Here is a 24,886-nt window from a genome sequence, read left to right on the forward strand (position 1 = left end):
GCTAAAAACGCAACGCGCGTGATGAAACGCTAAATAGGGGCGAGGTTCTGACGCCCCGGCGAATATGGCGCAGGCGCAGAACATTTATTCTTATTGGCGTAAACGGTGAGGCGCCGGGCCAGCAGGCCCGCTATCGCTAAGGGACGGCGCTGATAATACGGCCCGCCTCGCCGCGTGTTGAAGTGAATTGAGGATAATCCATAACGGTGTTCTCCTTGATGGGATATATCGTATTAGCGCGCTGAATTTACGTTCTTCATTGCCCTCTAAATATAAATACAGCATTAAAAGAATTGCCGCCCATCAAATTTTTATATGACTTGTTGAGTAAATACGAATAAGCGGGAAAAGAAATATAACGACGTGCGCTACGGCTGGCGCTGAGCGGAGGCAGTGTTGCTCTCGGGAGGAAAAACGGCCTGCCGAAGCAGACCGTTGCGGGGGGGTTACGCCAGATCGAAGCGATCGAGGTTCATCACTTTGTTCCAGGCGGCGACGAAGTCGTGGGCGAACTTCTCTTGCCCGTCGGCGCTGCCGTAGACTTCGGCCAGCGCGCGCAGCTGCGCGTGCGAACCGAACACCAGATCGACGCGGGTGCCGGTCCACTTGACCGCGCCGCTGCGGCGATCGCGGCCTTCGAACAGGCCGTCTTCACCGACCGGGTGCCAGGTGGTGCCCATGTCGAGCAGGTTGACGAAGAAGTCGTTGGTCAGCGCCTGCGGGCGGTGGGTGAACACGCCGTGCTGCGTGCCGCCGACGTTGGCGCCGAGCATGCGCAGCCCGCCGACCAGCACCGTCATTTCCGGCGCGGTCAGGGTCAACAGCTGCGCCTTGTCGACCAGCAGCGTTTCGGCCGGCACGCGGTATTTGCCCTTCAGGAAGTTGCGGAAACCGTCGGCGAGCGGCTCCATCGCCTCGAAGGAGTCCACGTCGGTCTGTTCCTGCGAGGCATCCATGCGGCCCGGGGCGAACGGCACCGTCAGGGTGAAACCGGCGTTCTTCGCCGCCTGTTCCACGCCCGCCGCGCCGGCCAGCACGATCAGATCCGCCAGCGAGACGCGCTTGCCGCCGGTCTGCGCATCGTTGAAGGCGCGTTGGATGCTCTCCAGCTTGGCCAGCGTCGCGGCGAGCTGCGCAGGTTGGTTGACCGCCCAGCCCTTTTGCGGCGCCAGGCGAATGCGCGCGCCGTTGGCGCCGCCGCGCTTGTCTGAGCCGCGGAAGCTGGAAGCGGAAGCCCAGGCGGTGGAGACCAGCGCCGACACCGACAGGCCGGAAGCCAGCACGGCGTTTTTCAGCGCGGCGATGTCCTGCTCATCGATCAGCGGATGATCGACCGCCGGGATCGGATCCTGCCAAATCAACGCTTCCTGCGGTACTTCCGGGCCGAGGTAGCGCGCGCGCGGCCCCATGTCGCGGTGGGTCAGCTTGAACCAGGCGCGGGCGAAGGCGTCAGCCAGCTCCTCCGGGTGCTCATAGAAGCGGCGCGAAATCTTCTCGTAGGCCGGATCGAAGCGCAGCGACAGGTCGGTGGTCAGCATGGTCGGGCGGCGTTTTTTGTTGGGATCGAAGGCGTCGGGAATGGTTTCACCGATGTCTTTCGCCACCCACTGGTGCGCGCCGGCCGGGCTTTGGCTTAGCTCCCATTCGTATTCGAACAGGTGGCGGAAGAAGTCGTGGTTCCACTGGGTCGGGGTGGTGGTCCAGGTGACTTCCAGGCCGCTGGTGATGGCGTCTTTGCCGACGCCGGAGCCGAAGGTGCTGTGCCAGCCGAGGCCCTGCGCTTCCAGTCCGGCGGCTTCCGGATCGGCGCCGACGTGAGACGCCGGGCCGGCGCCGTGGGTCTTGCCGAAGGTGTGGCCGCCGGCGATCAGCGCCACGGTTTCTTCGTCGTTCATCGCCATGCGGGCGAAGGTTTCACGGATGTCGCGCGCGGCGGCCACCGGATCGGGATTGCCGTCCGGGCCTTCCGGGTTGACGTAAATCAGGCCCATCTGCACCGCCGCCAGCGGGTTTTCCAGATCGCGGTCGCCCGAGTAGCGGCTGTTCGGCCCGCCGCTCAGTTCCAGCCAGATCTTCTCAGAGCCCCAGTAGACGTCGTCCGGCTCCCAGGTGTCGGCGCGGCCGCCGGCGTAGCCGAAGGTTTTGAAGCCCATCGATTCCAGCGCCACGTTGCCGGTCAGGATAATCAGGTCGGCCCAGGAGATGTTGCGGCCGTATTTCTGCTTGATAGGCCACAGCAAACGGCGCGCCTTGTCGAGGCTGACGTTGTCCGGCCAGCTGTTGAGCGGGGCGAAGCGCTGCTGGCCTTCGCCTGCGCCGCCGCGGCCGTCGCCGATGCGGTAGGTGCCGGCGCTGTGCCAGGCCATGCGGATGAACAGGCCGCCGTAGTGGCCGAAGTCCGCCGGCCACCATTCCTGCGAGTCGGTCATCAGGGCGTGCAGATCCTGTTTGACCGCCGCCAGATCGAGGCTGTTGAAGGCATCGGCGTAGTTGAAGTCTTTATCCATCGGATCGGACAGGGGGGAGTGCTGGTGCAGCGGTTTCAGGCTGAGCTGATTAGGCCACCAATCCTGATTGGTGGGGCCGTTCTGCGGTGCGGGCTGCTTGCCGCCCGAAAACGGGCATTTGCTTTCAGTTGTCATAATGCGCTCTCTGCTTCCGTAAAGATGCTCCAGCCGCCGGGCGTGGAGCGGTTAACAAGGCATGCGGGTAAGGCTTGCGTCGGGTGTTGCGCTAAATAACTGAACTCAATCGATTGACGTCACCCTCGCCGCCAACGGGCAAAGGGGGACATAGGGCTAAGCTTAGTCAGCGGCGGCGGAGAGATAAAATAGGAATGAGTGAATATTGTGATAGCTTGCGGCGATTTATGGGTGTGCTATTGATAGTCAACACGCCGCGTTATCGGCGCCGCAACATGAACGCGAGCACTGCGTCCGCCAGCTTGCCGAACGGCGCGCGCAGCAGGTCGGTAAAGCGCCAGCGGCTCTGGATGAAAACGCCTTTGGCGTGGCTCAGCGCCCGAAATCCTTCGATGCCGTGACAGGCCCCCATGCCGCTGGGGCCGATGCCGCCGAACGGCAGGTCGTCCTGGGCGAAGTGCAGCAGGGTGGCGTTGATGCTGACGTTGCCGGAGGCGGTGCGCGCCAGCAGCCGGTCCCGATCCTCGCCCGGCGGGCCGAAGTAGTAGAGCGCGAGCGGGCGGGGCGCGGCGTTGATAACGTCGATCGTTTCATCAAAGGCGGCGTAGGTGCGCACCGGCAGCAGCGGCCCGAAGATCTCTTCTTGCATGATCGCGCTGTCATCGGGGGCGCCGACGATAAGCGTAGGGGCCAGCGTGTTCGGCCGTTCAGACGCCGAGTCCGGGCGGTGGCCGACCGGATGGAGTTGCGCGCCGCGCGCCTGTGCGTCGGCAAGCAGCGCTTGCAAGCGGCGATAGTGCCTGTCGTTGATGATGGCGCCGTAGTCGTCGCCGGTTGGCCCGTCGGGATAAAAGCTTTTAACCGCCGCGTCATAGAGCGCCATGAAGCTTGCCAGATCGTCCTGATGAATCAGCAGGTAATCGGGCGCGATACAGGTTTGGCCCGCGTTCGACAGCTTGCCGAACGCCACGCTCTTGACGTTTCTGGCGTTAACCGCGCCGCGCGCCATGACGGCAGGGCTTTTGCCGCCCAGTTCGAGCGTTAACGGCACCAGATGTTTGCCGGCCGCCTGCATGACCTGACGGCCGATCGCCGTGCTGCCGGTGAACACCAGATGGTCGAACGCCAGCTCGCTGAATCTGGCCCCGACGTCCGGCCCGCCGGTCACGACGGCGACCTCATCGGCGGGAAACAGCGCCGCCAGCATCGTTTCGATGAGGCGGCTGGTATGCGGCGTGAGCTCCGAAGGTTTCAGCATCACGCGGTTGCCGGCGGCCAGGGCGGTGGCCAGCGGGATGAAGGTCAACGAGAAGGGATAGTTCCACGGCGCCATGATGCCAATCACGCCCTTGGGCTGATATTGCACATAGGCGCGTGCGGCCTGATACGGCAGGGCGACGTGGCGGCGCTCCGGCTTCATGAAGCGTTTCAGGTTGCGCAGCAGGTAATCGATCGCCTGAACGGTGACCAGAATCTCCAGAATATCGGTTTCGTAAGGCGAACGGTGGCCGAAGTCCGCGCTGACGGCCGCCGCCAGCGCGGCGCGCTGGGCCAGAATGGCGCTCCGCAAGCGGCGCAGGGCGGCCTTGCGCTGTTGCATCGTCGGCGCGCCGTCGCGCAGGAAGGCGTGGCGCTGGGCGGCAAGCCGCGGCTCCATCGTCATGAGGATGTCATCTCCCTGCACTTGAATTCTCCTGATGCCGAGTGAAAGCGGGAATGCGGTTTGCCGAATTGTGTTTGACCTTAAAGTGAACTTTAAACCTATACTCGTTAAACGATCAACGCAAGATCGTCGGCCAACCGGGATGAGGGAGCCAGAGATCCCGGCGCCGTGCGCAGTATAAACCTTCTTTTTTAACCATAGTGTAAATGGGAGAAACGACATGGGTTATGTAACGACCAGCGATGGCGTCGAGATTTTCTACAAGGATTGGGGCCCAAAAAACGGCAAGGTTATCTACTTCCACCACGGCTGGCCGCTGTCCAGCGATGACTGGGATGCCCAGATGCTGTTCTTCGTGAACAAAGGGTTCCGCGTGGTTGCGCACGATCGCCGCGGCCACGGCCGCTCCAGCCAGGTGTGGGAAGGGCACGACATGGATCACTACGCCGATGATGTCGCCGCGGTGGTAAAACACCTCGGCGTACAGGGCGCCATGCACGTGGGCCACTCGACCGGCGGCGGCGAGGTGGTGCGCTACATCGTGCGCCACGGCGAGGACAAGGTGTCCAAAGCGGTGCTGATCAGCGCGGTGCCGCCGCTGATGGTGAAAACGGACAGTAACCCGCAGGGCACCCCAAAATCGGTATTCGATGATTTCCAGGCGCAGCTGGCCGCCAACCGGGCGCAATTCTATTACGACGTGCCCGCCGGCCCGTTCTACGGCTATAACCGTCCGGGCGCCAAACCGTCGGAGGCCATTATCTGGAACTGGTGGCGGCAGGGCATGATGGGCGGCGCCAAGGCGCACTATGACGGCATCGTCGCCTTCTCGCAGACCGATTTCACCGAAGATCTCAAGAAGATTGCCATTCCGGTGCTGGTGATCCACGGCGACGACGACCAGGTGGTGCCTTATCAGGATTCCGGCGCGCTGTCGGCCAAGCTGGTGCAAAACGGCACGCTCCATACCTATAAGGGCGCGCCGCACGGCATACCGACTACCCATGCCGATCAGGTCAACGCCGATCTGCTGGCGTTCGTGAACAGTTAAGCGCGAACAAGCACTTTTGCTCCGCCCTGAGTGGGCGGAGTTTTTTTCATTGCGATGAGGAACGCCAATGCAAACGATCCTGGGCGCCAGTGGCCAGATCGCCCAAGAGCTGGCGCGTGAACTGAAGCGCGCGTACACCGATGATTTAAGATTGGTCAGCCGCAACCCGAGGAAGGTCAACGACAGCGATACGCTGGTCGCGGCCGACCTGCTCGATGCACAGCAGACCCTGGCGGCGGTGAAGGGCAGCGACGTGGTGTATTTCGCCGCCGGCCTGCCGCCGGATTCGGCGCTGTGGGAGCGGCAATTTCCGACCATGCTGCAGAATGCGTTGGACGCCAGCCGTACCGCGGGCGTGCCCTTTGTTTATTTCGACAATACCTATATGTATCCGCAGAACGGCGAGCCGCAGACGGAATCGACGCCGTTCGCGCCTCGGGGGCGCAAGGGACGGGTGCGCGCTCTGATGACCGAGAAGGTGCTCGACGAGATGGAGCGCAAGCAGATCCCCGTGCTGATCGGCCGTGCGCCCGAGTTTTATGGGCCGGGAAAAACGCAGAGCTTCACCAATGCGCTGATCGTCGACAGGCTGAAAGCGGGGGAAAAACCGCGCGTGCCGGTTCGCGACGACAGGCTGCGCACGCTGATCTGGACGCCCGACGCCAGCCGTGGGTTAGCCCGGCTCGGCAATACGCCCGACGCGTTCGGCCAGACGTGGCATCTCCCGTGCTGCGACGAGCGGCTCACCTATGCGCAGTTCGCCGCGTTGGCCTGCGAGGTGTTTGGGAAGGACATTTCATATTCCGTTATCGGCAAATGGGCGTTGATCGCCGCGGGGTTGGTTTCGTCCGGGGCGCGAGAGATGCGCGAGCTGCTGCCGCGCTACGAGCACGATAACCTGTTCGACTCGACCAAGTTCAAACAGCGTTTTCCCGACTTCGCCGTCACGACGTATCGCGCCGGGCTGGAAACGATTTGGCGGGAGTGGAAAAACGCGCAAGCGCCGCGCTGAGGCGTCCGTCGCGCCATGAGCAGGCGCATTCGGCACCCTGTCATCACTCTGCCCTCATGATCCTCTCGCACCGTCTCGATCGGCGCGAGCGAGCCTCGCCCTTCACCGGGCGGGGCTTTTTATTGGCTGCGGCAGCGCGTCACCAGTGATAGCTGATGCCCATATCGAGTTTGTCTGACGCATCGACGCCGGGGGCGTGGCGAGAAAGGTTATTGAATTCATAGTTAATAAACACCTGCATGTTGCTATTGAGCAACCAGGTCACGCCTAACTCCTCGTAGTTCAATAAGTCGGTGTTGCGGCCTGCCCGGGCCTGTATCAAACGGGTATAGCCGATGTTGGGCTGAATATGGTCCGTCAGCCGGTATTTGGCGAGCGCTTCATAACTGGACGCCGAGCCGCGGTTAGCGGTTTGTTGCGGGCTGATGGCGTTGTCGCTTTGGGTGAACACGGCCGCGAGATAGATTTTTTTCGACGCATAGAGAACCCCCTCGGCCAGCGTATCGATGCGCCGACGATAGCCGGCGGCGCGTTGCTGCCGCTGCGTGGTTTGAGACGCCGAAGCGGCGGCGATGAGGCTGAGCGTCGGCGTCAGCGCATAGCGGAAGGAGGCGCCGAACCCGTTGCCGTTTTGTTTGCCCAGCGCCTGTCGATCGTCGCCGTCTTTGAACTGATACTGCAGCGCGAGGGCGGCGTGCCGCTGAAACAGGCTGAAAGGTTTGCGGTAAGTGAGCAGGTTGTGCGCCCGGCCGCGCATAAAGTTGTCGATGTAGTTGTAGGCCATTTCTCTGAACAGCGGGGAGCGATCGGTCAGGGCGGTCACATCATAGAGCACGCCCCAGTTGCGGCCGATATCGAGGCTGCCCAGGGCGGCGTTCTGCACGCCGAGGTAGGCGAGCCGGGTGCTGTTTCGGGTGGCGTCGGCGAAGCTGACGGTATATTCCCAATGGGCGTAGGCCCGCCAGCGCGGCGCGATCTTTTTTTTGCCGATCAGGCCGAAATAGAGATAGCTGCGGTCGCCGTCGTCGCGTTCGCTTTGGCCGCTGTAGCGTCTGGCGATAATCGTGCCGTAGAAATTCAGGCTGCTGTGTTGCGATACCGTCAGCGGCACGGCGAAGGCGCTGCGCGGCAACAGGGCCAGCAGCGGGAGCCACAGGCTCGCCGAAAAAGCGCGAGGATTGCATTTTATCATGATGACGCCGTCCCTGTGCGCGGCAAGCCGGCCGGCTTGCCGTCCTGGTGAAGCTTAAGCGTGCGTGACGTGTTTAAAGTAGCTGACGATCCCCTGCGTGATGGCGGTGGCGATTTTATTTCGGAATGCAGGGGTACCCAGCAGCCTTTCTTCCTCGGGGTTGGTGATGAACGAGGTTTCCACCAATACCGAAGGAATGTACGGGGATTTCAACACCACGAAGGCCGCCTGTTCGGTATTTTTGGCATGCAAATGATGGATGGGCGCAATATGTTGGATCAGGTGCGAGCCCAGCGTCAGGCTTTCTTTGATGGTTTCCGTTTGTTCCAAATCAAACAGTATCTTCTGCAAATAGCGATCTTTCTTGATGACGTGGGGGCCGGCGAGATCGTCCGCCGCGTTTTCACTGTTCGATAAGTATTTCGCCATCGCGCTGCTGGCGCCCTTAGTGGAAAGCGCAAAGACCGAAGCGCCGCAGGCGCTGGGGCAGGTAAAGCCGTCGGCGTGAATCGACATGAAAAGATCCGCGCCATGCCGGTGCGCGATCTCCACCCGATCGTACAGCGGAATAAAAACGTCGCTGTCGCGCGTCAGGCGGGCATCGATGCCGTGTCGATCGAGCTGCGCCCGCACGTTTCTGGCGATCGCCAGAACGACATGTTTTTCCAGCGAACCGGTGTGGCCAATGGCGCCGGAGTCGATGCCGCCATGGCCGGGATCCAACATGACCAGGAATCGTTTTCGCGCACCCTGAGGGCCCGCCTGTTTTTTGGGGCGTGGCAAGCCGTGGGCGCCAGCCAGCGGAGAAACGGCGCTATTGAGCGCCAGAGCCGCCAGCCCGGCCAGCATCATTCTGCGGCGGGACAAGCGCGTGTTCAAAAGGTCCTTCTTAGCCATAAGGTTAACCCGCATAAAGGGAAGGTCGTTGTGTTATAACATAACAACTTATGCTGGCATCATCGTCGTCTGTTAGCGCCTGTTACTTTTAATGTCATTCTATAAATCAACCGGTTTTTTATACTGAGTATAGTTATTTGGTTGGGTTTTTATATTGTAACTTATTTGTATTTCATTTGTTAATTCTCATTTTGAAACACTATGCAATTCAATATTTCAAATGAGATTTATTACCATCCAATAATGATATGTTATAACGTAATTACAAAAATTGATAAAAACGGCGTCTTTGCCGCCGGCATGCCGGCATAAAGACACCCACGTTTTTGGAGCGTTAACATGACTTTTAAACACCAGGAAAAAGAGACGCTAAATCTATTCGCGGTTCTCGCCGTCTCGTTAAGCACGGTCATCGCCATGCTCGACAGCACCATCGCCAACGTAGCGCTGCCGGTGATCGCGAAAGATTTCGCCGTTTCCGAATCGGCCTCCATCATGATTATCAATGCCTACCAGTTTGCCGTCGTCGCGTCGTTGATGCCCTTTGCGGCGCTGGGCAGAGCGGTGGGCAATAAAAAAATCTTTATGGCCGGGGTGGTGCTGTTTGCTTTCTCCTCGTTGGGCTGCGCGCTTTCCGACACGCTGGCGATGCTGACGGCGTTCCGAGTGATACAGGGCTTCGGCGCGGCGGCGGTGCTCAGCGTCAATGCGGCGCTGATCAAGGAGATCTACCCGGCAAGGCTGCTGGGGCGCGGCCTGGGGATTAACGTGATGGTGGTGTCGGTTTCCGCCGCCGCCGGGCCGTCCATCGCCTCGGCGATACTTTCTCAAACGAGCTGGAACTGGCTGTTCACCATCAATGTTCCCATCGCCTGCCTGTCGCTGCTGCTGAGCGTGATATTTCTGGGCTCCCGCGAGCGGCGCAGCGTTGGCTTCGACAGCGGGGGCGCCCTGTTGGTGTTTGTGCTGTTTATCGCTTTCTCGCTCAGCACGATGAGCATGACCACCCGCCATCTGCCGGCGGCGGCGCTGAGCTTTGCGGTATTCGCCGGACTGGCCGGGTGGCTGTACATCAATCAGAAAAGAAAGGCCAACGCCGCGCTGATCCCGGTCGCGATGCTGCATAACCCGACGCTGTCATTGTCTTTGCTGATGTCGATGCTGTCTTACAGCACCCAGCTTTTGGCTTTTGTATCGCTGCCTTTTTATTTCCACAATGTCCTGCAAAGAAACGTGGTGGAAATCGGTCTGCTGCTGACCGCCTGGCCGCTGGCCACCATGGTTTCGTCGTTGATTTCCGGCGATTTGACCAAGAAATACGATCCCAATCTCGTCGCCCTGTCAGGCCTCGCCTGCTTGTTGGCCGGCATGCTGCTGATGGCCAACCTGCCGGCCGATCCGTCGAATGGGGCGATCGTATGGCGTGTGGCGCTGTGCGGCATCGGTTTCGGCCTGTTTCAATCACCGAACAACCTGCTGATCATGACCTCGGTCTCTCATGAAAACAGCAGCATCGCCAGCGGTCTGTTGGGCAGTTCCCGGTTGATCGGGCAAATCGTCGGTTCGGCGTTAGTGGCGATTTTCTTCAATATGCGCGGCGCGCAAGCGACGACTATCAGCTTAATGGCGGGGGCGGCGTTCTCGTTTCTCTCTCTGGCCGTGAGCTATATGCGCTTCAAGTCCGCCGTTACGTTAAAAACCAGCAAATAAGCACGTTCGAGGTTTCCCATGCGATTCATCCACCTGGTGCCGCTCATTATCGGGATGGCGGCGTTTTCCCTCAGCGGCTGCTCGACCTACCACGACGTGGCGCTGCAACAAAAAGAGGCGGGGCTCAATAGCCCGTATTATCTGTTGCAGCCGCCGGTGTATGTCGGCGATCGGCTGAAATACGGCCTGAAGGACGGCAGCGGCGGTGAGCTGACGGTTGCGAAGGTTGAACCGAAAGACATCGTTGCCGACAGCGGAAAAATCATTCCCCTGTCGCAACTCTCTTTCCTGCAGCGAAAAGACATTTCCGAAGGAAAAACCGCCGCGTTGGTCGGCGGCGGCGCGGTCGCCACCGCGGCGATCGTTTTCGTTGCCGGGATCACCATCATGGCCGCCGGCATCGCCGCCTCGGCCTGACACTATTCATCGACGCGCGCCATTGCGCGTGCGCGCAGGAGGCCTCATGGCCGTAAAACTGACATTCATCGCCACCGCCTTGCTGGCGATAGCCGCTTTGCCGATGCTGCCTTGCGCCGGCGCCAGCCAGCCGGAAGCGGCCGCGCTGCCGCAGAGCGCGGCGGCGCAAACGCTGCCCGGCAGCTACCCGCGGATCGTCATCACCGGCAACTGCCCCTTCGGCGTGATCCTGGCCAACGAGGCGGCCTATCGGCACGTCGTCGGCGTCGGCCCCTGGGCGTTCATGCATGCCGATAGGCATGTGTTGAAAGACATGAAGCCTGACATCGGCAGGATCACGTCCGATTTCATCAATAAGGACTATCGGGTCAACATGGAGTCGTTAATGAATCTGCGGCCCGACATCATTTATTACTACGGCAAAAGCCAGGACGATCGGCTGGAAAGGGCGGGCGTGATGACGGTCGATCTGGACGCCGGCGGGAAGACCAAATACCAGCCGATGGTCACCCAGGTGTATTGGGAAAATACCTTCGCCGACACCCTCGGCCTGCCGCGCACGCATAAATTCAAAGACGCCTGGGAAAGGACCCTGAAGCAGATCCGCCCCTATGCCGCCGCCATCCGCGCGCAGCACGTCAGGGCATTATATCTGGAAGAAAGCGACGGCAGGCAGTTGAAGGTGAGCGGCCCGCACACCTACGGCGACACCTATCTGAAAATGGCCGGCATGGATAACGTCGCCGGGGATTTGCCGGTGAAGGGCGATGCCGGCAGGTACATCAACGTGTCGATGGAGCAGATCATGGCCTGGGATCCGGATGTGATTTTCGTGGTGTTCGGCAGCGCCAAAGCGCTGCTGCACGGGGGGATCCCCGGCCAGGCGTGGGAGACGCTCAGGGCGGTGAAAAACGGCAAGGTTTTCTCGACGCCGGTGGGCATTCACAACTGGGGGGGCCTGTCGGCGGAAACGTCACTGTTGCCGCTGTTCATGATCAACCGATACGCGCCCGAAGACATTAGCGACAAGACGCTGCGGCAGGAGACGCGTCGTTATTATCAGACGATGTTCTCCTACGCGATCCCGGACCGGTTGCTGGATGAGGTGCTGGCGCAACGCTAGCGCCACGGTTGAATAGCTTTAATCCATTGGAGGAGCTTGGGGATGCCGGGCAGAGGAAAATATGCGGCGATCATGGCGGGATTGTTCATTTCGCTGTGTGCAGTCGCCTTCGCATCGCTGTTTGCCGGCCGCTACGCCTTGTCGGCCCATGATGTGGCGCAGATTTTATGGCAGGGGAACATGCCGGGGGAAAACCAGGCCCGCTATTCGGTGATTTTTAACCTGCGCGCGCCGCGGGTAGTGGCGGTGATGCTGGTGGGCGGCGGGTTGGCGGTCGCCGGCGCGACCTTTCAGGCGGTGCTGAAAAACGCATTGGCCAGCCCGGACGTGCTGGGTACGTCTTCCGCCTCCGCCTTTGGCGCTGCGCTGGGCATTCTATTGAGTTTGCCTTTTGCCCTGAGTTCGCTGCTGTCGTTTCTTTTCGGCGTGGTGAGCCTGTTGCTGGTGCTCGGCATCTGCCGCCTCAAACGCCGGCAGGATGCGCTCACCACGATTTTGTCCGGCATGATTATCGCGTCGCTGTTTATCGCGTTTGTCTCGGTCATAAAATATGTCGCCGATCCGCAGGATACCTTGCCGGCGATCGTCTTCTGGCTGATGGGCAGCTTCGCTTCGGTAGCGAAAGCGCAGGTTTATTGGCTGATCCCGCTGTTTGCGGCGTGTTACCTGACTATCTACCGGCTCAGGTGGAATATGAACATTCTCTCTCTTGGGGACGACGAGGCGCGCATCGCCGGTCTGAATCCGCCTCGGCTGAAGATCCTGTTGCTGATCGCCGCCTCTCTGCTGGTTTCCGCCTCGGTGAGCTTGGCCGGCGTGGTGGGGTGGGTCGGCTTGGTGATCCCGCATTTGGTGCGAAGCGTATTGGGGTATAACCACGGTCGCCTGATCCCGGCTTCGGCGCTGAGCGGGGCGCTGTTTTTGCTGGTGATCGACAATATCGCCAGAGGCGCTACCTACGCTGAAATCCCGATCGGCATCCTGACCGCGCTGATCGGCGCGCCGCTTTTCGCCCTCCTTTTTATTATGAGCAGCAAACATGATCACTGTTAGCCAGTTGACCCTGGGGTTCAAAGGGTGTGAGCCCATTCTCGACAACGTCAGTTTTCATCTGAAACGCGGTGAGATCCTCAGCGTGCTCGGGCCGAACGGCGCCGGTAAAACCACGCTGCTGAGACATGTCGCGGGCCTGTGCCGGCCCCTGTCAGGCGTTTGCCAGATCGGCCATATCGATAATCGGCCCGCCCGACTGGCCTATGTGCCGCAGGCGAAAACGCCGCATTTCGCGTATGGCGTGCTCGATTTTGTCACTTTCGGCTGCGCTCGCCAGGCGGGGTGGTTCGCCGGGCCGCGGCGGCAAGATTTCGCCAAGGCGCAGGCGGTGTTGCACGCGCTGGAGATCGCGCCGCTGGCGCAGAAAAACATCAATCAGATCAGCGGCGGGGAACTGCAGATGTGTTATTTCGCCAAGGCGCTGGCGGCGGACCCCGACGTCATGATCCTCGACGAACCGGAGTCGAACCTGGATTTTTACAATCAGGCTAAAATGATCGAGATGCTCTGGCGCCTCGCCAAAGAGCGGCAGATGACGATCGTGCTGAATACGCATTTTCTGCATTACGCCGATCGCATCTCCGACAAGTGCCTGCTGATGAATAAGCGACAGTGCATGTTTGGCGATAAAAACGCCTTGCTGCAAGAGGATATCCTGGAACGCTACTTCCAGGTGCCGGTGAGAAAGTGCCGGTACGAATATGCCGGCGTCAGCGAAGAAACGTTCATTGTCGCGCTACGGCACCCCGCTTGAGCGCCGCCAGTGCGAGGGCGATTGAGGGATATCCCTCATTGCGGCCCCGCCGGCGGTTATTTAAGCTGAAAGAGAAATGCAACGGTGAATATGGAGATAATCATGACTGATTCAGTATCCAACGATCGTAATCCCACCCCGGATGTGGCGGAAGACAACGCGTTCTTCCCATCACCTTACTCCCTCAGCCAGTACACTTCGTCCAAAACCGACTTCACGGGCGCCAGCTACCCGAACGCCTATCGCGGCGGCAAGTGGAAGGTGCTGATGATCGCCTCGCAGGAGCGCTACCTGCTGATGCAAAACGGCAAGTTCTTCTCCACCGGCAACCACCCGGTCGAGATGCTGCTGCCGATGTATCACCTGGATCTGGCCGGTTTCGAGATCGACATCGCCACGCCGTCCGGCGATCCGGTGAAGCTGGAGATGTGGGCGTTCCCGCATGAAGACCCAGCGGTCAAGGCCACCTATGAGAAGTACCGCAGCCAACTCAAGCAGCCGAAAAAGCTGACGGAAGTCGTGAAGGATCTGGATGGCGGCAACTACCTCGGCGTTTTCATTCCCGGCGGCCACGGCGTGCTCAATGATATCCCGTTCAGTGAAGAGGTGAAAAAGACGCTGCACTGGGCCCATGACAACGATCGCTACGTGATCTCGCTGTGCCACGGGCCGGCCGGTTTGCTGGCGGCGGGCATTGGCGAGAGCAAAGACGATTTCCTCTATCGCGGCTATGAGATGTGCGTGTTCCCGGATGCTCTCGATACCGGCGCCAACATCGACATCGGCTATATCCCCGGCCCGATGCCCTGGCTGGTGGGCGAACGCTTGCGTGAGTTGGGCGTGAAGATCGTCAATGCCGACATCACCGGCAAGGTGCATAAAGATCGGCGCCTGCTGACCGGCGACAGCCCGCTGGCTTCCAACAACCTCGGCAAACTGGCGGCGGAGACGCTGCTGGCCGACGTCGCCGCGCGATGAGCGACGAGATCGCGCAGCGCGCTTTCCAGACGGCGTTGGCGATGGACCACGAGCGAACCCTGTCCGCCATTCAGGGGCGGGTTCGCGCCTTCGCCGCGCCGTTCGGTTTCGATCGCTTTGTGCTGTTTTCCGCTTCCGCCACGGCGGAGGCGGGGATCGAGCATATCTATTGGGTCGAAGGCGACTGGTTCGGCGAGGGGGAGGCGGTCGATGCGCTGACCTACGTGCGGCACTGCCCGGTGACTCGCCACATGCTGCGGGCCAGCGAGCCGTTCTTCTGGACCAAGACCCGGGCGCAGCAGGGAGAGCGCTACCGGATTGTGCGCACGCCGCGCGGCGCGGGCCTGCACGGCATGCAAATCCCGGTGTTCGGCCCCGCCGGCCTGGAGGGCGCCGTCAGCCTGGGAGGCGAGCGCATCGCCGCCTCGCCGCCGGTGCGGTTGGCGCTGTCGCTGGTGGGCACGGCGGCCTTTTTGGCGGCGCGGCGGTTGTTCGAACCGGCGGCCGGCAAAGAAGAAGGCCGGCTGTCGGCGCGCGAGCGTGAGGTGCTGAGCTGGACCGCCATCGGCCGGCGACAGGCGGATATCGCCGCGATGCTCGGCCTGTCTGAACGCACGGTGGAAAACCACCTGCGCCGCATTCGCCGGCGCCTTGGCGCCGCCACCACCGCGCAGGCGATCAGCGTGGCGATCCGCCTGGGCGAAATTGCCCCCGAGAGCCGTTAGCCTGCCGCCATTTGCCGCAGCAGCCACTCGCGCAGCGCAATGATATCGGGGCGCTGCGCGGTCTCTTCGGTGGTCATCAGATAGTAGTTGGCGCCGGGTAACGCCATCTCGAACGGCGCGGCCAGCACGCCGCGCTGCAACAAATCGCGCGCCAGCAGCCGGCTGGCGATCACCACCCCCTGGCCGGCCACCGCCGCCTGCAGCGCATGGGTTTCGTCGCTGAAGGTCAGCCCGGCTTCCACGTTCAACCCTTCCGGCCCGTAGCGCCGCCGCCAGTTCTCCCAGGTCGGCGAGTCGGCGGGCACCTGCCGATGCGCCACGTGAAACAGCGTCACCCGCTGTAAATCCTCGATGTGCGCCAGCGCCAGCGCCGGGCTGGCGACCACGATAAAGCGATCCTCATGCAGCAGGGTGCAGTGCAGATCGCTTTCCGGCGTTTCACGGTAGCGGATGGCGACGTCCACGGTGCGTTGGCTGAGATCGACCCGCTCGACGCTGGTGTGCAGGCGCAGATCGATGGCGGGAAACTCCGCCTTGAAATCCGCCAGGCGCGGCACCAGCCAGTGGGTGAGAAAATTGGAGGTGGTGGTGACGGTCAGCGCCGGCGGCTGCCGGGCGCGGGTGATTTGGGCGACGGACTGTTCCAGCGCGGCAAAGGCGCGCTGGGTGCCGGCATACAGGATCTCGCCGGTCTCGGTCAGGCTGACGCCCTGCGCGCTGCGCTCGCACACCCGGCATTCCAGCACCGATTCCAGCAGCTTGATCTGGTGGCTGACCGCCGTCGCGCTCACGCCCAGCGCCTCGGCGGCCAGTTTGAAGCTGCGGCAGCCGGCCACGGCGTGGAAAGCGCGCAGCGCGCCCAGCGGCGGCAAACGGGGTTTTCTCATGGCTGAGTTATTCTCATCTAAGGCTGAAAACTATGAGTTTGTCTGGCCGATTATACAAGAGATAGGCTACTGACATGTGAACAGGGAAATGAATTTATTTCATCATTTCCACCCTATCGGGAGTGAGCGATGAGCCTTTCTATCAACAACGGCGCCCTGGGCGCCATGACACACATGGGAACGGCGGCGAGCGCCCTGGCGCTCAGCGTGCCGGTCGCGGCGGGCGCTTTGCTGCTGGAGGCGGAGAGCCTGCAGGGCATCGGCGCGACCCTGATGCTGCTGATGGCATTGGCGCTGGCGTTTCTCGGCGGCGCCGCACTGGCCCGCTGGCAGCCGCTGCGGAACCGGCCTGCGCTGGCGATTCTCCGCCACGGCTTTTTGCTGGCGGCGGCGGGATGGCTATTCACATTGCTGATGCTGTTCGGCGGCCATGACTGGCCGGCTCTGCTGGCGGGTCTCGCCCTCGGCGGCCTGGGGCAGGGCGTTGCCTACCGCACGGCGGTGGAGGAGAAAGCGGCGTTCGCTGTGGCGTGCAGGCTGACGACGGTGGTGACTATCGTGGCCGTAGTGATTGCCGCTTCGCTGGTGCAAACCTACGCCGCGCCGGGCGTGAGGGGGAGCTGTTTCGCGCTGGCGTTGCTGGTCGATCTGGCGTTGCTGGGGACGTTGCTGGCGCGGGTGGCGGAGCGGGATGGGGAATGAACTGTCACGCTGAAGGTAAACAACCCGCCGGTAAACCGGCGGGCTTCGCTTAGGCGGCCGCCAGTTCTTGCGGCGTAACGGTTTGCAAACCGACAAGCTGAATGGCCGGCTGCTCCAGATTGATGCCAAAGTATCCTTGATCCCAATTGTAGATATTGACGACGTGCTGATTGAGTGCGCTTTCGCCCTGCATGAATATCGACAGATCCTGCGTATGGGTTTGCGCGTTGTAGTTCAGCGAGAAGCTGCTGTTTGAGCCTTCGGCGCCGAAGGCCAGCAGGTGGTTATCGATAGACAGGGAAGAGGCCTGTAAAAAGCCCAGTTCGAAGCTGTCGTCGATGTAGATATTGTGGGTCTGCTTCACGGGAATATTCAGCAGGCTGTTGGGGAAGGGAACATCGTTGGACAGCATGCTCAGGTTCACGCCGAGATAATCCTGCGGCGCGCTCCCACCCGGCGCAGTGGTATAGCCGTGCTCGAAGCGAATCTCGCTGGAGCCTTTGCCCAGGTTAACCTCCAGGCCGTTGGCCGGCGTCAGCACCCGATCGTTAAAGGTGACGTTATCCTTAAAGTCCGTCAGCTTCACCGCCTCAATGTTGTACAGCCCGTCCTTAAAACCGTACAGCCCGATGCCGTTTTTCTCGATCACTCCGCGCCCGCCGTAGCTGCCCTGGGCGTCAAACTTCAGGTTTACCCCGTGCGACAGGCTGGAATAATCGACCGTATCATGGCCGCTGCCGCCGTCGATCACCGTCCAGCCGTAGTTGCCGGCGTTGTTTTGCCAGCCGCGCGGCACGCTGATGGTGTCGTCGCCGCTGCCGGTGTTAACGGCGATATTGCCGAACGCCAGCGTGAAATCATCGTCATGCAGCGTACCGACGCGGTACAGATTCGGCGTGGACAGCACGTCGGCAATGTCGTTGAAAATCGCCGAGCCGATATCCAGCTTGCCGGGAATGAGGCTGCCGCCGCCGGTCACGCTGCTGCCGTAGGATTCGGTGTAGAAATCACGCGCCGCTTCGGCGGCGAGGCGGATGGTCTCGTGGCCAATGCCCAGGGTGGTCAAATAGGTGGGCACTTCGCCCGCCAGCAGCGTTTCAACCACGTAACTGAGGTTTTTCATCTGCATGGAGACCTGCGCCGCGGCAATCAGATCGTAAGTCCCGCCTTCCACCTTAAAGGCCGAGGTATCGTTGGTCGCCACCCATTCGGTGAAGAACGAGGTATCGCCTAAATAAGAAAACAGCGTGGTGCCGGCCCAGGGGGAATAGTTGGGGGCGCCGGTCGAGGAGGCGTCGGTGAACACTTCGGACGCCGCCGCGCCGGCGTCGATCAGGCCGACCTCGTGAATGTCCGGCACTTTGGCGCTGCTGGGCGGGGCATCCGGCAGCGGCGCGTTGGGATCGCTGCTCAGATCGACGCCAAACAGCGTTTTGGCGAAGTTTTTGGCGATGTTATCGGAGGCATTCTGAATGCGCGCCTCCCAGTCATCGGGCACATGCCCGGTGCGCAGCTCATACTGCAGCTTGGTTTGGTCGCGAATGTAATGGGCAAACGCCCCCTGATTCGAGTTCACGCCATAGGCGCCTTTGATCCAGGTATACACCGCGATATCCACGCCCTCAATGGGTTGGTTGGCATGGTTGGGATCGGTGAGCGCATCGACGGATGCGGCATATACCGCTGGCCAGTCGCCGGCTTTGGCGGCCTCCCAAATCGCTTGCAGTTTTTCTCGGTCGGTAATGACGTAAGCCATATAAACACTCCTTGTTGCTGAGAGATTGCTGTGAAATTCAACATGATGAATGGAAGCGCGCGATGGAATAAAACCGAAACCCGAACAGCCAGAAACGCGCATGCCGCGATCTGCAGCGAACGATGGGCGGCAGGCGCCCATAGCGAAAGGATAGACGCAACTTGCTGAGCGAGAGAGTTTGGCTTATCGATTGTTTTTTCAGGATTATTTCTGTAAATCGGCGGGTAAATCCGCGTATTGGCGTCAGGAAGGCATTTCCGTCAGCTCGGTTAGGAATCTTCTTAGATAAAAGAGTGGGTTTCGCTGGTGGGGCCAAGCGTTGGCGTTATGGCGGTGATTGTGGCTGCCGCTTTGCGGATTTACACCGACGGCAACGCCGGGGGTGGTTTCGCTCCAACGCTGCTGGGGTGTGGAATAGGGTGGGGAGATGCTGGCGTGGGGACTCTGGCGGTCGGCTTCGTGCCAGTAGCGGACGTTAACAATCTTGAACAGGTTAGCCGACAAACCTGAAAACTCTTTTGCTTACATCGGGAATGTTGGCAGAAAGTACTTCAATTATGATTACAGATCAGCCAGTTAATCCCAAATCTCAATGGGATCATTAATACTTTCCCCCTGGAGCAGTTGCTCAATGTGTTTAGGTAAGTTCCTTGGATAAAAAGTCGCAGACGACGATTTTAGTTCCTCCAGGGACCACCAGTGATACTCGAGATGATCTTCCAGTTCAAAAGGTTCCCGTTCTGCATAATGGATATCAGGTTTGAAATCATTTATATAGGCAAGGGATATAGCTTCGTGTTGCAGGCGCCTTTCACCGCGATACGAGTAATGAACATCTCTGAACCACTGAGGTACACGGACGCTTTGGAAAGGAACTATCAAACCCGTTTCTTCAAACACTTCACGTATGGCTGCGTCCGCGTGAGATTCCCCCTCCAAAATGCCACCGCCAGGTAATTCCCACGAATTTATGAAGTTAGGATTACTGACATCACGTGTGCTGAGAAGCAGGATCGAGCAGGTCTTATCAATCAGGACAACTCTTACCGCGCGCCGCTCAGTTTCTTTGAGTGGGAAAATCATTTCAGAAGACATAAATAAGGCCATAACAAATAAACACTAAAAGAAGATAGTCTACATACTGCCTTCTATTTTTCTACTAAAGTCCGCTCCTCGCTCAAAGCAGACCTTCAGCTCAGTTAGCCTGCCCACTCCGTGCCAGAAGCGGACGTTGGCATTTATCATAGCGGCTAAATATAAAAGTCAGTTACTCAATGGCAACTGCTGACTTTAAGGGGTTATCTACGGGGAGCAGATCATACTGATTCTATGCCGCCTCTGGCTGCTCACACAGCGCGCCTCCCTTCGCATAACCGACTTCTCAGGTTCTCTCTCGTGCCAGAAGATAAGACATTATCATCCTCGTCGCTTCTCTCTTTATCACTGGCGACATGAGTTCATTCCGGCGAGAGGCGGAATGAACGATGCCCTCCAACGCATCTGCGAGAATGCGGGCCGCGACTAAGTGGTCCGTTTCAGTATCGTCTGACGGGGCCGCCGCACGGATGAGGTCTTCATAGCGACGATGATACTCACGCTCAAAAGCGTCATAGAATTCCCTCGGCGCGAGCGGAACCTCATCGATCAGAACACGATGTAGATCTTGGTTAGTCGCATGAAGCGTGACAACCGCATCAATCAATCGGCCAATATGTTCTTCGAGCGGAACCCTTTCACCTTGCGTCTTGATATCAGGAAGCACTTTCAGGATGTCATCGAGATGCCGTTTCCGAATAGCCTCGGCAATCGCCAGATTATTTGGGAAATACTGATACAGCGATCCAATGCTGACTCCAGCAGTATGCGCCACCTCGTTAGTCGTGAAGTTTGCCCAACCTCTCTGCGCCAAAACGCGAGCACCTGCCTCGACGATACTCTCCACCGTGTTCTGGGAACGCTGCTGTTTAGGGCGTTTCCGCATCGCGCGGTGTTCTGTAGGAATGCGAGTAGCCATACACAACCTCGATTATTAATATGAGCAAGTGCTCATATTTTGGATTTTACCAGAAAGAGCGAAATGAGTCTTATGGAGCGACCATTATGTCTGCAGGTTTATCAAACAACCGCGAAGTTAAACTTATCCGCCATGTGCAGGGAGAAATTCACCCCGAAAATTTCGCCATCATGGAAACGACCATTCCTGCGCCCGGACCCTATGAAGCCGTAGTCCGTAACCGTTGGTTCCGTGTATCCATCTCGACACGGTTGATGGCGCAGGAGGATGCAAAGGCCGCCGAAGGCATTCCGTTCCCGCCTCTCAACCCCGGAGACACTCTGGCGGACGGCGCGATCGGAGAAGTGGTCCAGACCGGATCGGGCTGCAGCCTTCCTTTAGGTAGCCTTGTCATGCATCCGTTCGGGTGGCGGGAATATGCTGTGATCCACGAACACGACGGCAAGCTCATCGATTGCCTCGAACCTGACCCAGCGGCTTATCTTGGCCATGGCTGGACGGCCTATGCCGCGTTGACCCGAGGCGTTCAGGTGAGGAAAGGTGACACCGTGTTCGTTTCCAGCGGCGCGGGGGCCATTGGCTCGATGGCTGGACAGATCGCACGGCTCCTCGGCGCGACACGCGTGATCGGTAGCACGAGCAGATCCAGCAAGGCCCGCTGGATGCAAGAGGAACTGGGCTATGATGCCGTCGTCACCCGAGACGGCGGCCCCATGAACGAGCAACTGGCGAAAGCCGCACCTGAAGGCATTGATGTCATCGTAGACATGGTGGGGGGTGAACAGCTCGCGGCGGCGATTAAGTTGGCAAGGGATGGTGCCCGTGGCGTTCTGCTCGGTGCGCTCACCGCTGAGCTGAACGCAGAAAAGGCGTCTTTGCAGGCTCCGGTTACATTGGACAGCTTTCAAATCATCTTCAAAGGTATGACATTACGCGGCTTCAGCGCGGATCATTCGCCCGATGCGTTTGGATTCTGGTTACGCGATCTGAAGACATGGAAGCGTGACGGACGCATTCATCTTACGTCCACGACCTTCAAGGGAATTGAAAGCTCGATATCTGCATTGCAGGAAGCCTGTGCCGGTCGCCTCAAAGGCGTGGTCCTGATCGAGCTATAAAACGGACGTCGTCATCTGGCATAGCCGTTCGGATGACTTACCCGCCATTCCTAAGCCTTATAGGTTAAATCGTCGTGTGATGGCGCAATGGCGTCTACGGAAAGTTCACGTCACGCAGGCTGAAAACCACATTTTTCTCACATTGGAGTCAACAATATGACTAACACATATCATCGCGTGGGCAACGGACCCCACCCCGTTCTCGTGCTTCACGGTTGGTTCGGTGACGCGCACTCGTTCGAAGAGATTGAACCCTGGTTGAATGTCCACGCGTTCAACTATGTGTTCATGGATTATCGTGGCTACGGGGGCATGCAGGAAACGCGCGGCGCATACACGATCGATGAGATTGCCTCCGATGCGCTGGCGCTTATTGACGCTCTTGGCTTTCACGACTTCAGCCTGATAGGTCATTCGATGGGGGGGATGGTGATTGAGCGGATTGCAACGCGCGCGCCCGATCGAGTGCGGGCACTCGTTGCCGTTGCACCCGTTCCTTGCGGCGGCATTTCGTACGATGCTACGACGCGCCGTCTGCTTGAAGATGCTGCTGAGCAACTGGACAATCGAAAAGCCATCATAGACCGCAGTACTGGCGGACGGTTGCCCTTATCCTGGGTCGAATGGAAAGCAGCGTATTCGGTATCGCATTCCTCTCAGGAAGCATTTTCTGCGTATTTTCATGCATGGGCCGATACCGATTTCAGCGATGAGATTGTCGGATCGCATCCGATAAAGGTGCTTGTGGGTGAGCACGATCCAACATTCAATGCCGGGTTAATGGCCAAAACCTATCTTCAACGCTATCACCATGCAACGGTTGAGATTCTGGAAAACGCCGGCCACTATCCGATGAACGAGACACCGCTCGCGCTTGTCAGGGCTATCGAATCCTTCCTTGCCGAAACAGCCACTGTCGGGCGTATCCCCTCGTCCGCTCGGTGACGAGGGTAAGAGGCACAGAGGGCCTTAACTTGTCGGCATCTTTCATTCCAGCGGTGACTGGAATCGTTCGCGTTCTTATGCGCCAGAAGCGGGCACTCCATACCTCAAGGTAGAGTTCGCCATACCAAATAAGCCTCAGTGCGATGAAACAAATACCGACGCAGGCTGCGCGGGCGGAATGGCGAAGTGACGCTGCATGCGTTTTATCTCCTCTGCCGGTGGCAGGCCAAACAGGCGCTTGAATTCGCGGTTAAATTGCGATGGGCTTTCATAACCAACGGCGTAACTCGCGGCGGCGGCGGTGATTTGTTGGCGCACCATCAGCATCCGTGCCTGGTGCAGGCGTACCGATTTCACATACTGCATTGGCGGCATCTGCGTTATCGCTTTGAAATGGCTATGAAAGGTCGGCACGCTCATGCCGGCCATCATCGCCAGCTGTGTCAGCGTTAACGGCTCCGCGTAAGCGGCATGGATGTGCTGCAACGCTTTACCGATTTTGCCAAACTGCCCCTGCAAGGCCAGCGCGGCACGCATTGCGTTGCCCTGTGCGCCTGTCAGCACGCGAAAATAAAGCTCACGCACCCGCGCCGGGCCGAGGATCGCCGCCTCAAGTGGGTTAGCCAGGACTTCAAGTAAGCGAAGTACGGCCATTTTTACCGCGCTGTCCATGGGGCTCGACATCATGCTTTGCGGCGCGACGGGAGGATGCGGGGCGCCATGCTGTTCAATCTGCAACATCAGTTCCGCGGCAAGCTGAAAATCCAGATGCATATAAATCGCCAGCAGCGGATGTGCTGCCGACGCGTCGGTTTCCATCACAAACGGCACCGGCACCGAAACCGCCAGGTAGTGCTGCTCATCATATAAATAGGTCTGTTGACCGAAATAGCCGCGTTTGCTGCCCTGGCAGACGATCACGATCCCCGGATCGTAAAGCACCGGCGTTCTGGCAAGCGGGCGATCGGAACGCAAAATTCGCACATCAGGTAGGGCAGTGAGGTTGTATCCCTCTTGCACCGCAAGTCTATTCATCAGGGCAATCATGTCGGACATCCCACCACCTCATAAAATCAGGCAAGAAAAAGAGAAAATACGGCCTAAAAATACGGCAGGGAAGAGAATACCATGCAACCTTCATGGTTCATGGGAGTTCTTTTTATGGCATCTGCAAAAACGATTTTAATTACCGGCGTCAGCAGTGGCTTTGGTCAGGCGCTGGCGCGGGAAGCCCTCGCCGTAGGGCATCGGGTTGTAGGGACGGTGCGCAACAGCGAAGCACTGCAGGCTTTCGCCGCGCTCGATACGCAGCGGGCTTTTGGCTATCTGCTTGATGTCACGGACGATGAACGTATTGATGAGGTGGTTGGAGAGATAGAGTCCGCCGTCGGTCCGATAGATGTGCTGGTGAACAATGCCGGTTACGGCCATGAAGGCATTCTGGAAGAATCCCCGCTTGCAGAGCTGCGCCGCCAGTTTGACGTCAATGTGTTTGGTGCGGTGGCAATGATCAAAGCCGTGCTACCGGGCATGCGCCAGCGCCGTCGGGGCCACATTATCAATATCACCTCAATGGGCAGTTTCATTACCTTGCCCGGTATCAGCTATTACTGCGGCAGCAAATTTGCACTGGAAGGAATATCAGAAACCTTAAGTAAAGAGCTTGCCCCGTTCAACCTACACGTGACCGCCGTGGCGCCTGGCTCGTTTCGAACGGACTGGGCCGGGCGTTCAATGGTGCGCAGCCCTCGTCGTCTTCCGGACTATGACGCGTTATTTGAACCTGTTCGTCAGGCGCGCCAGGAAAAAAGCGGCAAGCAACTCGGCGATCCGGTTAAGGCGGCTCACGCCATGCTGGCATTGATCGAGAGCGGGAACCCACCCACGCATCTGTTGTTAGGCAGTGACGCATTAAGTTTGGTGCGGCAAAAGCTCGAGGCGTTAGGTCAGGAAATTGAACAATGGGAGAAGCTCACCCGTTCAACGGATGGCTGAACGGTTTGGGGTAGGGAGAGTGCAGGGGATCACCGATTATGATCCGCCCAACAGCAAAAAGCCCGCTCAGGTTTCCCTGAGCGGGCTTCTCTAAATATGGCTCCTCTGACTGGACTCGAACCAGTGACATACGGATTAACAGTCCGCCGTTCTACCGACTGAACTACAGAGGAATCGTGTGAACGGGGCGAATAATAGCGAGGCGCCGTCGGCATGTCAAAGGCGGATTACACATTCTGTGACTGTTTGCTT

At 59.3% G+C, this 24,886-nt stretch carries 22 protein-coding genes and 1 tRNA gene; 13 read left to right on the forward strand and 10 right to left on the reverse strand.

Features of this window, described 5'->3' with window-relative positions:
- Positions 1–446 precede the first annotated feature (446 nt).
- Both katG and ACJ8J1_RS03380 read right to left on the reverse strand, forming a co-directional pair.
- A complete protein-coding gene (gene katG, locus ACJ8J1_RS03375) occupies positions 447–2,642 on the reverse strand; it encodes a catalase/peroxidase HPI (RefSeq protein ID WP_442520321.1) in 2,196 nt (731 codons plus the stop codon).
- 259 nt (positions 2,643–2,901) lie between these two features.
- The gene (locus tag ACJ8J1_RS03380; protein WP_172448699.1) at positions 2,902–4,305 is read right to left on the reverse strand and encodes an aldehyde dehydrogenase family protein; all 1,404 of its coding nucleotides are present in this window, start codon (positions 4,303–4,305) and stop codon (positions 2,902–2,904) included.
- A gap of 220 nt (positions 4,306–4,525) precedes the next feature.
- On the opposite strand from ACJ8J1_RS03380, the gene ACJ8J1_RS03385 reads away from it, so the two are divergent.
- Both ACJ8J1_RS03385 and ACJ8J1_RS03390 read left to right on the forward strand, forming a co-directional pair.
- On the forward strand, positions 4,526–5,356 hold the full coding sequence (locus tag ACJ8J1_RS03385) for an alpha/beta fold hydrolase (RefSeq protein WP_033643735.1): 831 nt from the start codon (positions 4,526–4,528) through the stop codon (positions 5,354–5,356).
- 67 nt (positions 5,357–5,423) lie between these two features.
- The gene (locus ACJ8J1_RS03390) at positions 5,424–6,368 is read left to right on the forward strand and encodes an NAD-dependent epimerase/dehydratase family protein (protein WP_046687430.1); all 945 of its coding nucleotides are present in this window, start codon (positions 5,424–5,426) and stop codon (positions 6,366–6,368) included.
- A 139-nt stretch (positions 6,369–6,507) separates the two neighbouring features.
- Here the strand turns inward: ACJ8J1_RS03390 and ACJ8J1_RS03395 are convergent, their stop codons facing one another.
- Together ACJ8J1_RS03395 and amiA are read right to left on the reverse strand one after the other, a co-directional pair.
- Complete coding sequence (locus ACJ8J1_RS03395; protein WP_033651859.1) at positions 6,508–7,560, reverse strand: porin; 1,053 nt, start codon at positions 7,558–7,560, stop codon at positions 6,508–6,510.
- Between the two features lie 54 nt (positions 7,561–7,614).
- Positions 7,615–8,457 (reverse strand): N-acetylmuramoyl-L-alanine amidase AmiA, encoded by an 843-nt coding sequence (gene amiA, locus ACJ8J1_RS03400; protein WP_096242405.1) that lies wholly within the window; start codon positions 8,455–8,457, stop codon positions 7,615–7,617.
- A 339-nt stretch (positions 8,458–8,796) separates the two neighbouring features.
- Between amiA and ACJ8J1_RS03405 the strand changes: the two genes are divergently transcribed.
- The 7 genes from ACJ8J1_RS03405 (at position 8,797) to ACJ8J1_RS03435 (ending at position 15,217) form a co-directional block, all read left to right on the forward strand.
- Complete coding sequence (locus tag ACJ8J1_RS03405) at positions 8,797–10,167, forward strand: MFS transporter (protein ID WP_033651857.1); 1,371 nt, start codon at positions 8,797–8,799, stop codon at positions 10,165–10,167.
- 18 nt (positions 10,168–10,185) lie between these two features.
- A complete protein-coding gene (locus tag ACJ8J1_RS03410; RefSeq protein ID WP_226886098.1) occupies positions 10,186–10,584 on the forward strand; it encodes a hypothetical protein in 399 nt (132 codons plus the stop codon).
- Between the two features lie 46 nt (positions 10,585–10,630).
- Positions 10,631–11,707: an ABC transporter substrate-binding protein gene (locus tag ACJ8J1_RS03415; protein WP_228287457.1), complete on the forward strand. Its 1,077-nt coding sequence runs from the start codon at positions 10,631–10,633 to the stop codon at positions 11,705–11,707.
- Between the two features lie 42 nt (positions 11,708–11,749).
- Positions 11,750–12,760 (forward strand): FecCD family ABC transporter permease, encoded by a 1,011-nt coding sequence (locus ACJ8J1_RS03420; protein ID WP_142002659.1) that lies wholly within the window; start codon positions 11,750–11,752, stop codon positions 12,758–12,760.
- Positions 12,747–13,514: an ABC transporter ATP-binding protein gene (locus ACJ8J1_RS03425; protein WP_033651856.1), complete on the forward strand. Its 768-nt coding sequence runs from the start codon at positions 12,747–12,749 to the stop codon at positions 13,512–13,514. Before ACJ8J1_RS03420 ends, ACJ8J1_RS03425 begins: the two co-directional genes overlap by 14 nt.
- Positions 13,515–13,616: 102 nt before the next feature.
- A complete protein-coding gene (gene hchA / locus ACJ8J1_RS03430; RefSeq protein WP_033643728.1) occupies positions 13,617–14,492 on the forward strand; it encodes a glyoxalase III HchA in 876 nt (291 codons plus the stop codon).
- Positions 14,489–15,217 (forward strand): PA1136 family autoinducer-binding transcriptional regulator, encoded by a 729-nt coding sequence (locus tag ACJ8J1_RS03435; RefSeq protein ID WP_142002657.1) that lies wholly within the window; start codon positions 14,489–14,491, stop codon positions 15,215–15,217. Before hchA ends, ACJ8J1_RS03435 begins: the two co-directional genes overlap by 4 nt.
- Here the strand turns inward: ACJ8J1_RS03435 and ACJ8J1_RS03440 are convergent.
- Entirely contained in the window at positions 15,214–16,104 is an 891-nt protein-coding gene (locus ACJ8J1_RS03440; protein ID WP_116286335.1) for a LysR substrate-binding domain-containing protein, read from the reverse strand. The two genes, ACJ8J1_RS03435 and ACJ8J1_RS03440, sit on opposite strands and share 4 nt — an antisense overlap.
- A gap of 129 nt (positions 16,105–16,233) precedes the next feature.
- Here ACJ8J1_RS03440 and ACJ8J1_RS03445 point away from each other — a divergent pair, with 129 nt between their 5' ends.
- Positions 16,234–16,806 (forward strand): hypothetical protein, encoded by a 573-nt coding sequence (locus ACJ8J1_RS03445; protein WP_142002655.1) that lies wholly within the window; start codon positions 16,234–16,236, stop codon positions 16,804–16,806.
- A 49-nt stretch (positions 16,807–16,855) separates the two neighbouring features.
- Here ACJ8J1_RS03445 and ACJ8J1_RS03450 read toward each other — a convergent pair whose 3' ends face one another.
- From ACJ8J1_RS03450 to ACJ8J1_RS03460, 3 genes are all read right to left on the reverse strand, one after another.
- On the reverse strand, positions 16,856–18,562 hold the full coding sequence (locus tag ACJ8J1_RS03450) for a hemolysin (RefSeq protein ID WP_094143540.1): 1,707 nt from the start codon (positions 18,560–18,562) through the stop codon (positions 16,856–16,858).
- Between the two features lie 576 nt (positions 18,563–19,138).
- Positions 19,139–19,657 (reverse strand): NUDIX hydrolase, encoded by a 519-nt coding sequence (locus ACJ8J1_RS03455; RefSeq protein WP_015378447.1) that lies wholly within the window; start codon positions 19,655–19,657, stop codon positions 19,139–19,141.
- 286 nt (positions 19,658–19,943) lie between these two features.
- The gene (locus ACJ8J1_RS03460) at positions 19,944–20,576 is read right to left on the reverse strand and encodes a TetR/AcrR family transcriptional regulator (protein ID WP_071845129.1); all 633 of its coding nucleotides are present in this window, start codon (positions 20,574–20,576) and stop codon (positions 19,944–19,946) included.
- 86 nt (positions 20,577–20,662) lie between these two features.
- Between ACJ8J1_RS03460 and ACJ8J1_RS03465 the strand changes: the two genes are divergently transcribed.
- Together ACJ8J1_RS03465 and ACJ8J1_RS03470 are read left to right on the forward strand one after the other, a co-directional pair.
- Positions 20,663–21,694 carry an MDR family NADP-dependent oxidoreductase gene (locus tag ACJ8J1_RS03465; RefSeq protein WP_033643721.1) on the forward strand — a complete coding sequence of 344 codons (1,032 nt, stop codon included), beginning with the start codon at positions 20,663–20,665 and terminating at the stop codon, positions 21,692–21,694.
- 156 nt (positions 21,695–21,850) lie between these two features.
- Positions 21,851–22,639 carry an alpha/beta fold hydrolase gene (locus ACJ8J1_RS03470; protein ID WP_089197220.1) on the forward strand — a complete coding sequence of 263 codons (789 nt, stop codon included), beginning with the start codon at positions 21,851–21,853 and terminating at the stop codon, positions 22,637–22,639.
- Between the two features lie 135 nt (positions 22,640–22,774).
- Here ACJ8J1_RS03470 and ACJ8J1_RS03475 read toward each other — a convergent pair whose 3' ends face one another.
- The gene (locus tag ACJ8J1_RS03475) at positions 22,775–23,695 is read right to left on the reverse strand and encodes an AraC family transcriptional regulator (protein ID WP_089197219.1); all 921 of its coding nucleotides are present in this window, start codon (positions 23,693–23,695) and stop codon (positions 22,775–22,777) included.
- Between the two features lie 105 nt (positions 23,696–23,800).
- On the opposite strand from ACJ8J1_RS03475, the gene ACJ8J1_RS03480 reads away from it, so the two are divergent.
- Positions 23,801–24,634 carry an oxidoreductase gene (locus tag ACJ8J1_RS03480; protein ID WP_033644318.1) on the forward strand — a complete coding sequence of 278 codons (834 nt, stop codon included), beginning with the start codon at positions 23,801–23,803 and terminating at the stop codon, positions 24,632–24,634.
- 97 nt (positions 24,635–24,731) lie between these two features.
- On the opposite strand, the gene ACJ8J1_RS03485 is transcribed toward ACJ8J1_RS03480, so the two are convergent.
- A tRNA-Asn gene (locus tag ACJ8J1_RS03485) sits at positions 24,732–24,807 on the reverse strand.
- Positions 24,808–24,886 lie beyond the last annotated feature (79 nt).

This window comes from Serratia sp. CY37869 (assembly GCF_052168895.1).
Lineage (GTDB): Bacteria > Pseudomonadota > Gammaproteobacteria > Enterobacterales > Enterobacteriaceae > Serratia > Serratia ureilytica.

Bases quoted from the DNA above. Each gene is read 5' to 3' on its own strand.
- amiA (WP_096242405.1), bottom strand. From the start codon at position 8,457: ATGGCTAAGAAGGACCTTTTGAACACGCGCTTGTCCCGCCGCAGAATG.
- katG (WP_442520321.1), bottom strand. From the start codon at position 2,642: ATGACAACTGAAAGCAAATGCCCGTTTTCGGGCGGCAAGCAGCCCGCA.
- ACJ8J1_RS03445 (WP_142002655.1), top strand. From the start codon at position 16,234: ATGAGCCTTTCTATCAACAACGGCGCCCTGGGCGCCATGACACACATG.
- ACJ8J1_RS03405 (WP_033651857.1), top strand. From the start codon at position 8,797: ATGACTTTTAAACACCAGGAAAAAGAGACGCTAAATCTATTCGCGGTT.
- ACJ8J1_RS03425 (WP_033651856.1), top strand. From the start codon at position 12,747: ATGATCACTGTTAGCCAGTTGACCCTGGGGTTCAAAGGGTGTGAGCCC.
- ACJ8J1_RS03415 (WP_228287457.1), top strand. From the start codon at position 10,631: ATGGCCGTAAAACTGACATTCATCGCCACCGCCTTGCTGGCGATAGCC.
- ACJ8J1_RS03455 (WP_015378447.1), bottom strand. From the start codon at position 19,657: ATGTCTTCTGAAATGATTTTCCCACTCAAAGAAACTGAGCGGCGCGCG.
- ACJ8J1_RS03460 (WP_071845129.1), bottom strand. From the start codon at position 20,576: ATGGCTACTCGCATTCCTACAGAACACCGCGCGATGCGGAAACGCCCT.
- ACJ8J1_RS03440 (WP_116286335.1), bottom strand. From the start codon at position 16,104: ATGAGAAAACCCCGTTTGCCGCCGCTGGGCGCGCTGCGCGCTTTCCAC.
- ACJ8J1_RS03420 (WP_142002659.1), top strand. From the start codon at position 11,750: ATGCCGGGCAGAGGAAAATATGCGGCGATCATGGCGGGATTGTTCATT.
- ACJ8J1_RS03385 (WP_033643735.1), top strand. From the start codon at position 4,526: ATGGGTTATGTAACGACCAGCGATGGCGTCGAGATTTTCTACAAGGAT.
- ACJ8J1_RS03435 (WP_142002657.1), top strand. From the start codon at position 14,489: ATGAGCGACGAGATCGCGCAGCGCGCTTTCCAGACGGCGTTGGCGATG.
- ACJ8J1_RS03465 (WP_033643721.1), top strand. From the start codon at position 20,663: ATGTCTGCAGGTTTATCAAACAACCGCGAAGTTAAACTTATCCGCCAT.
- ACJ8J1_RS03480 (WP_033644318.1), top strand. From the start codon at position 23,801: ATGGCATCTGCAAAAACGATTTTAATTACCGGCGTCAGCAGTGGCTTT.
- ACJ8J1_RS03470 (WP_089197220.1), top strand. From the start codon at position 21,851: ATGACTAACACATATCATCGCGTGGGCAACGGACCCCACCCCGTTCTC.
- hchA (WP_033643728.1), top strand. From the start codon at position 13,617: ATGACTGATTCAGTATCCAACGATCGTAATCCCACCCCGGATGTGGCG.
- ACJ8J1_RS03410 (WP_226886098.1), top strand. From the start codon at position 10,186: ATGCGATTCATCCACCTGGTGCCGCTCATTATCGGGATGGCGGCGTTT.
- ACJ8J1_RS03475 (WP_089197219.1), bottom strand. From the start codon at position 23,695: ATGTCCGACATGATTGCCCTGATGAATAGACTTGCGGTGCAAGAGGGA.
- ACJ8J1_RS03450 (WP_094143540.1), bottom strand. From the start codon at position 18,562: ATGGCTTACGTCATTACCGACCGAGAAAAACTGCAAGCGATTTGGGAG.
- ACJ8J1_RS03390 (WP_046687430.1), top strand. From the start codon at position 5,424: ATGCAAACGATCCTGGGCGCCAGTGGCCAGATCGCCCAAGAGCTGGCG.
- ACJ8J1_RS03380 (WP_172448699.1), bottom strand. From the start codon at position 4,305: ATGACGATGGAGCCGCGGCTTGCCGCCCAGCGCCACGCCTTCCTGCGC.
- ACJ8J1_RS03395 (WP_033651859.1), bottom strand. From the start codon at position 7,560: ATGATAAAATGCAATCCTCGCGCTTTTTCGGCGAGCCTGTGGCTCCCG.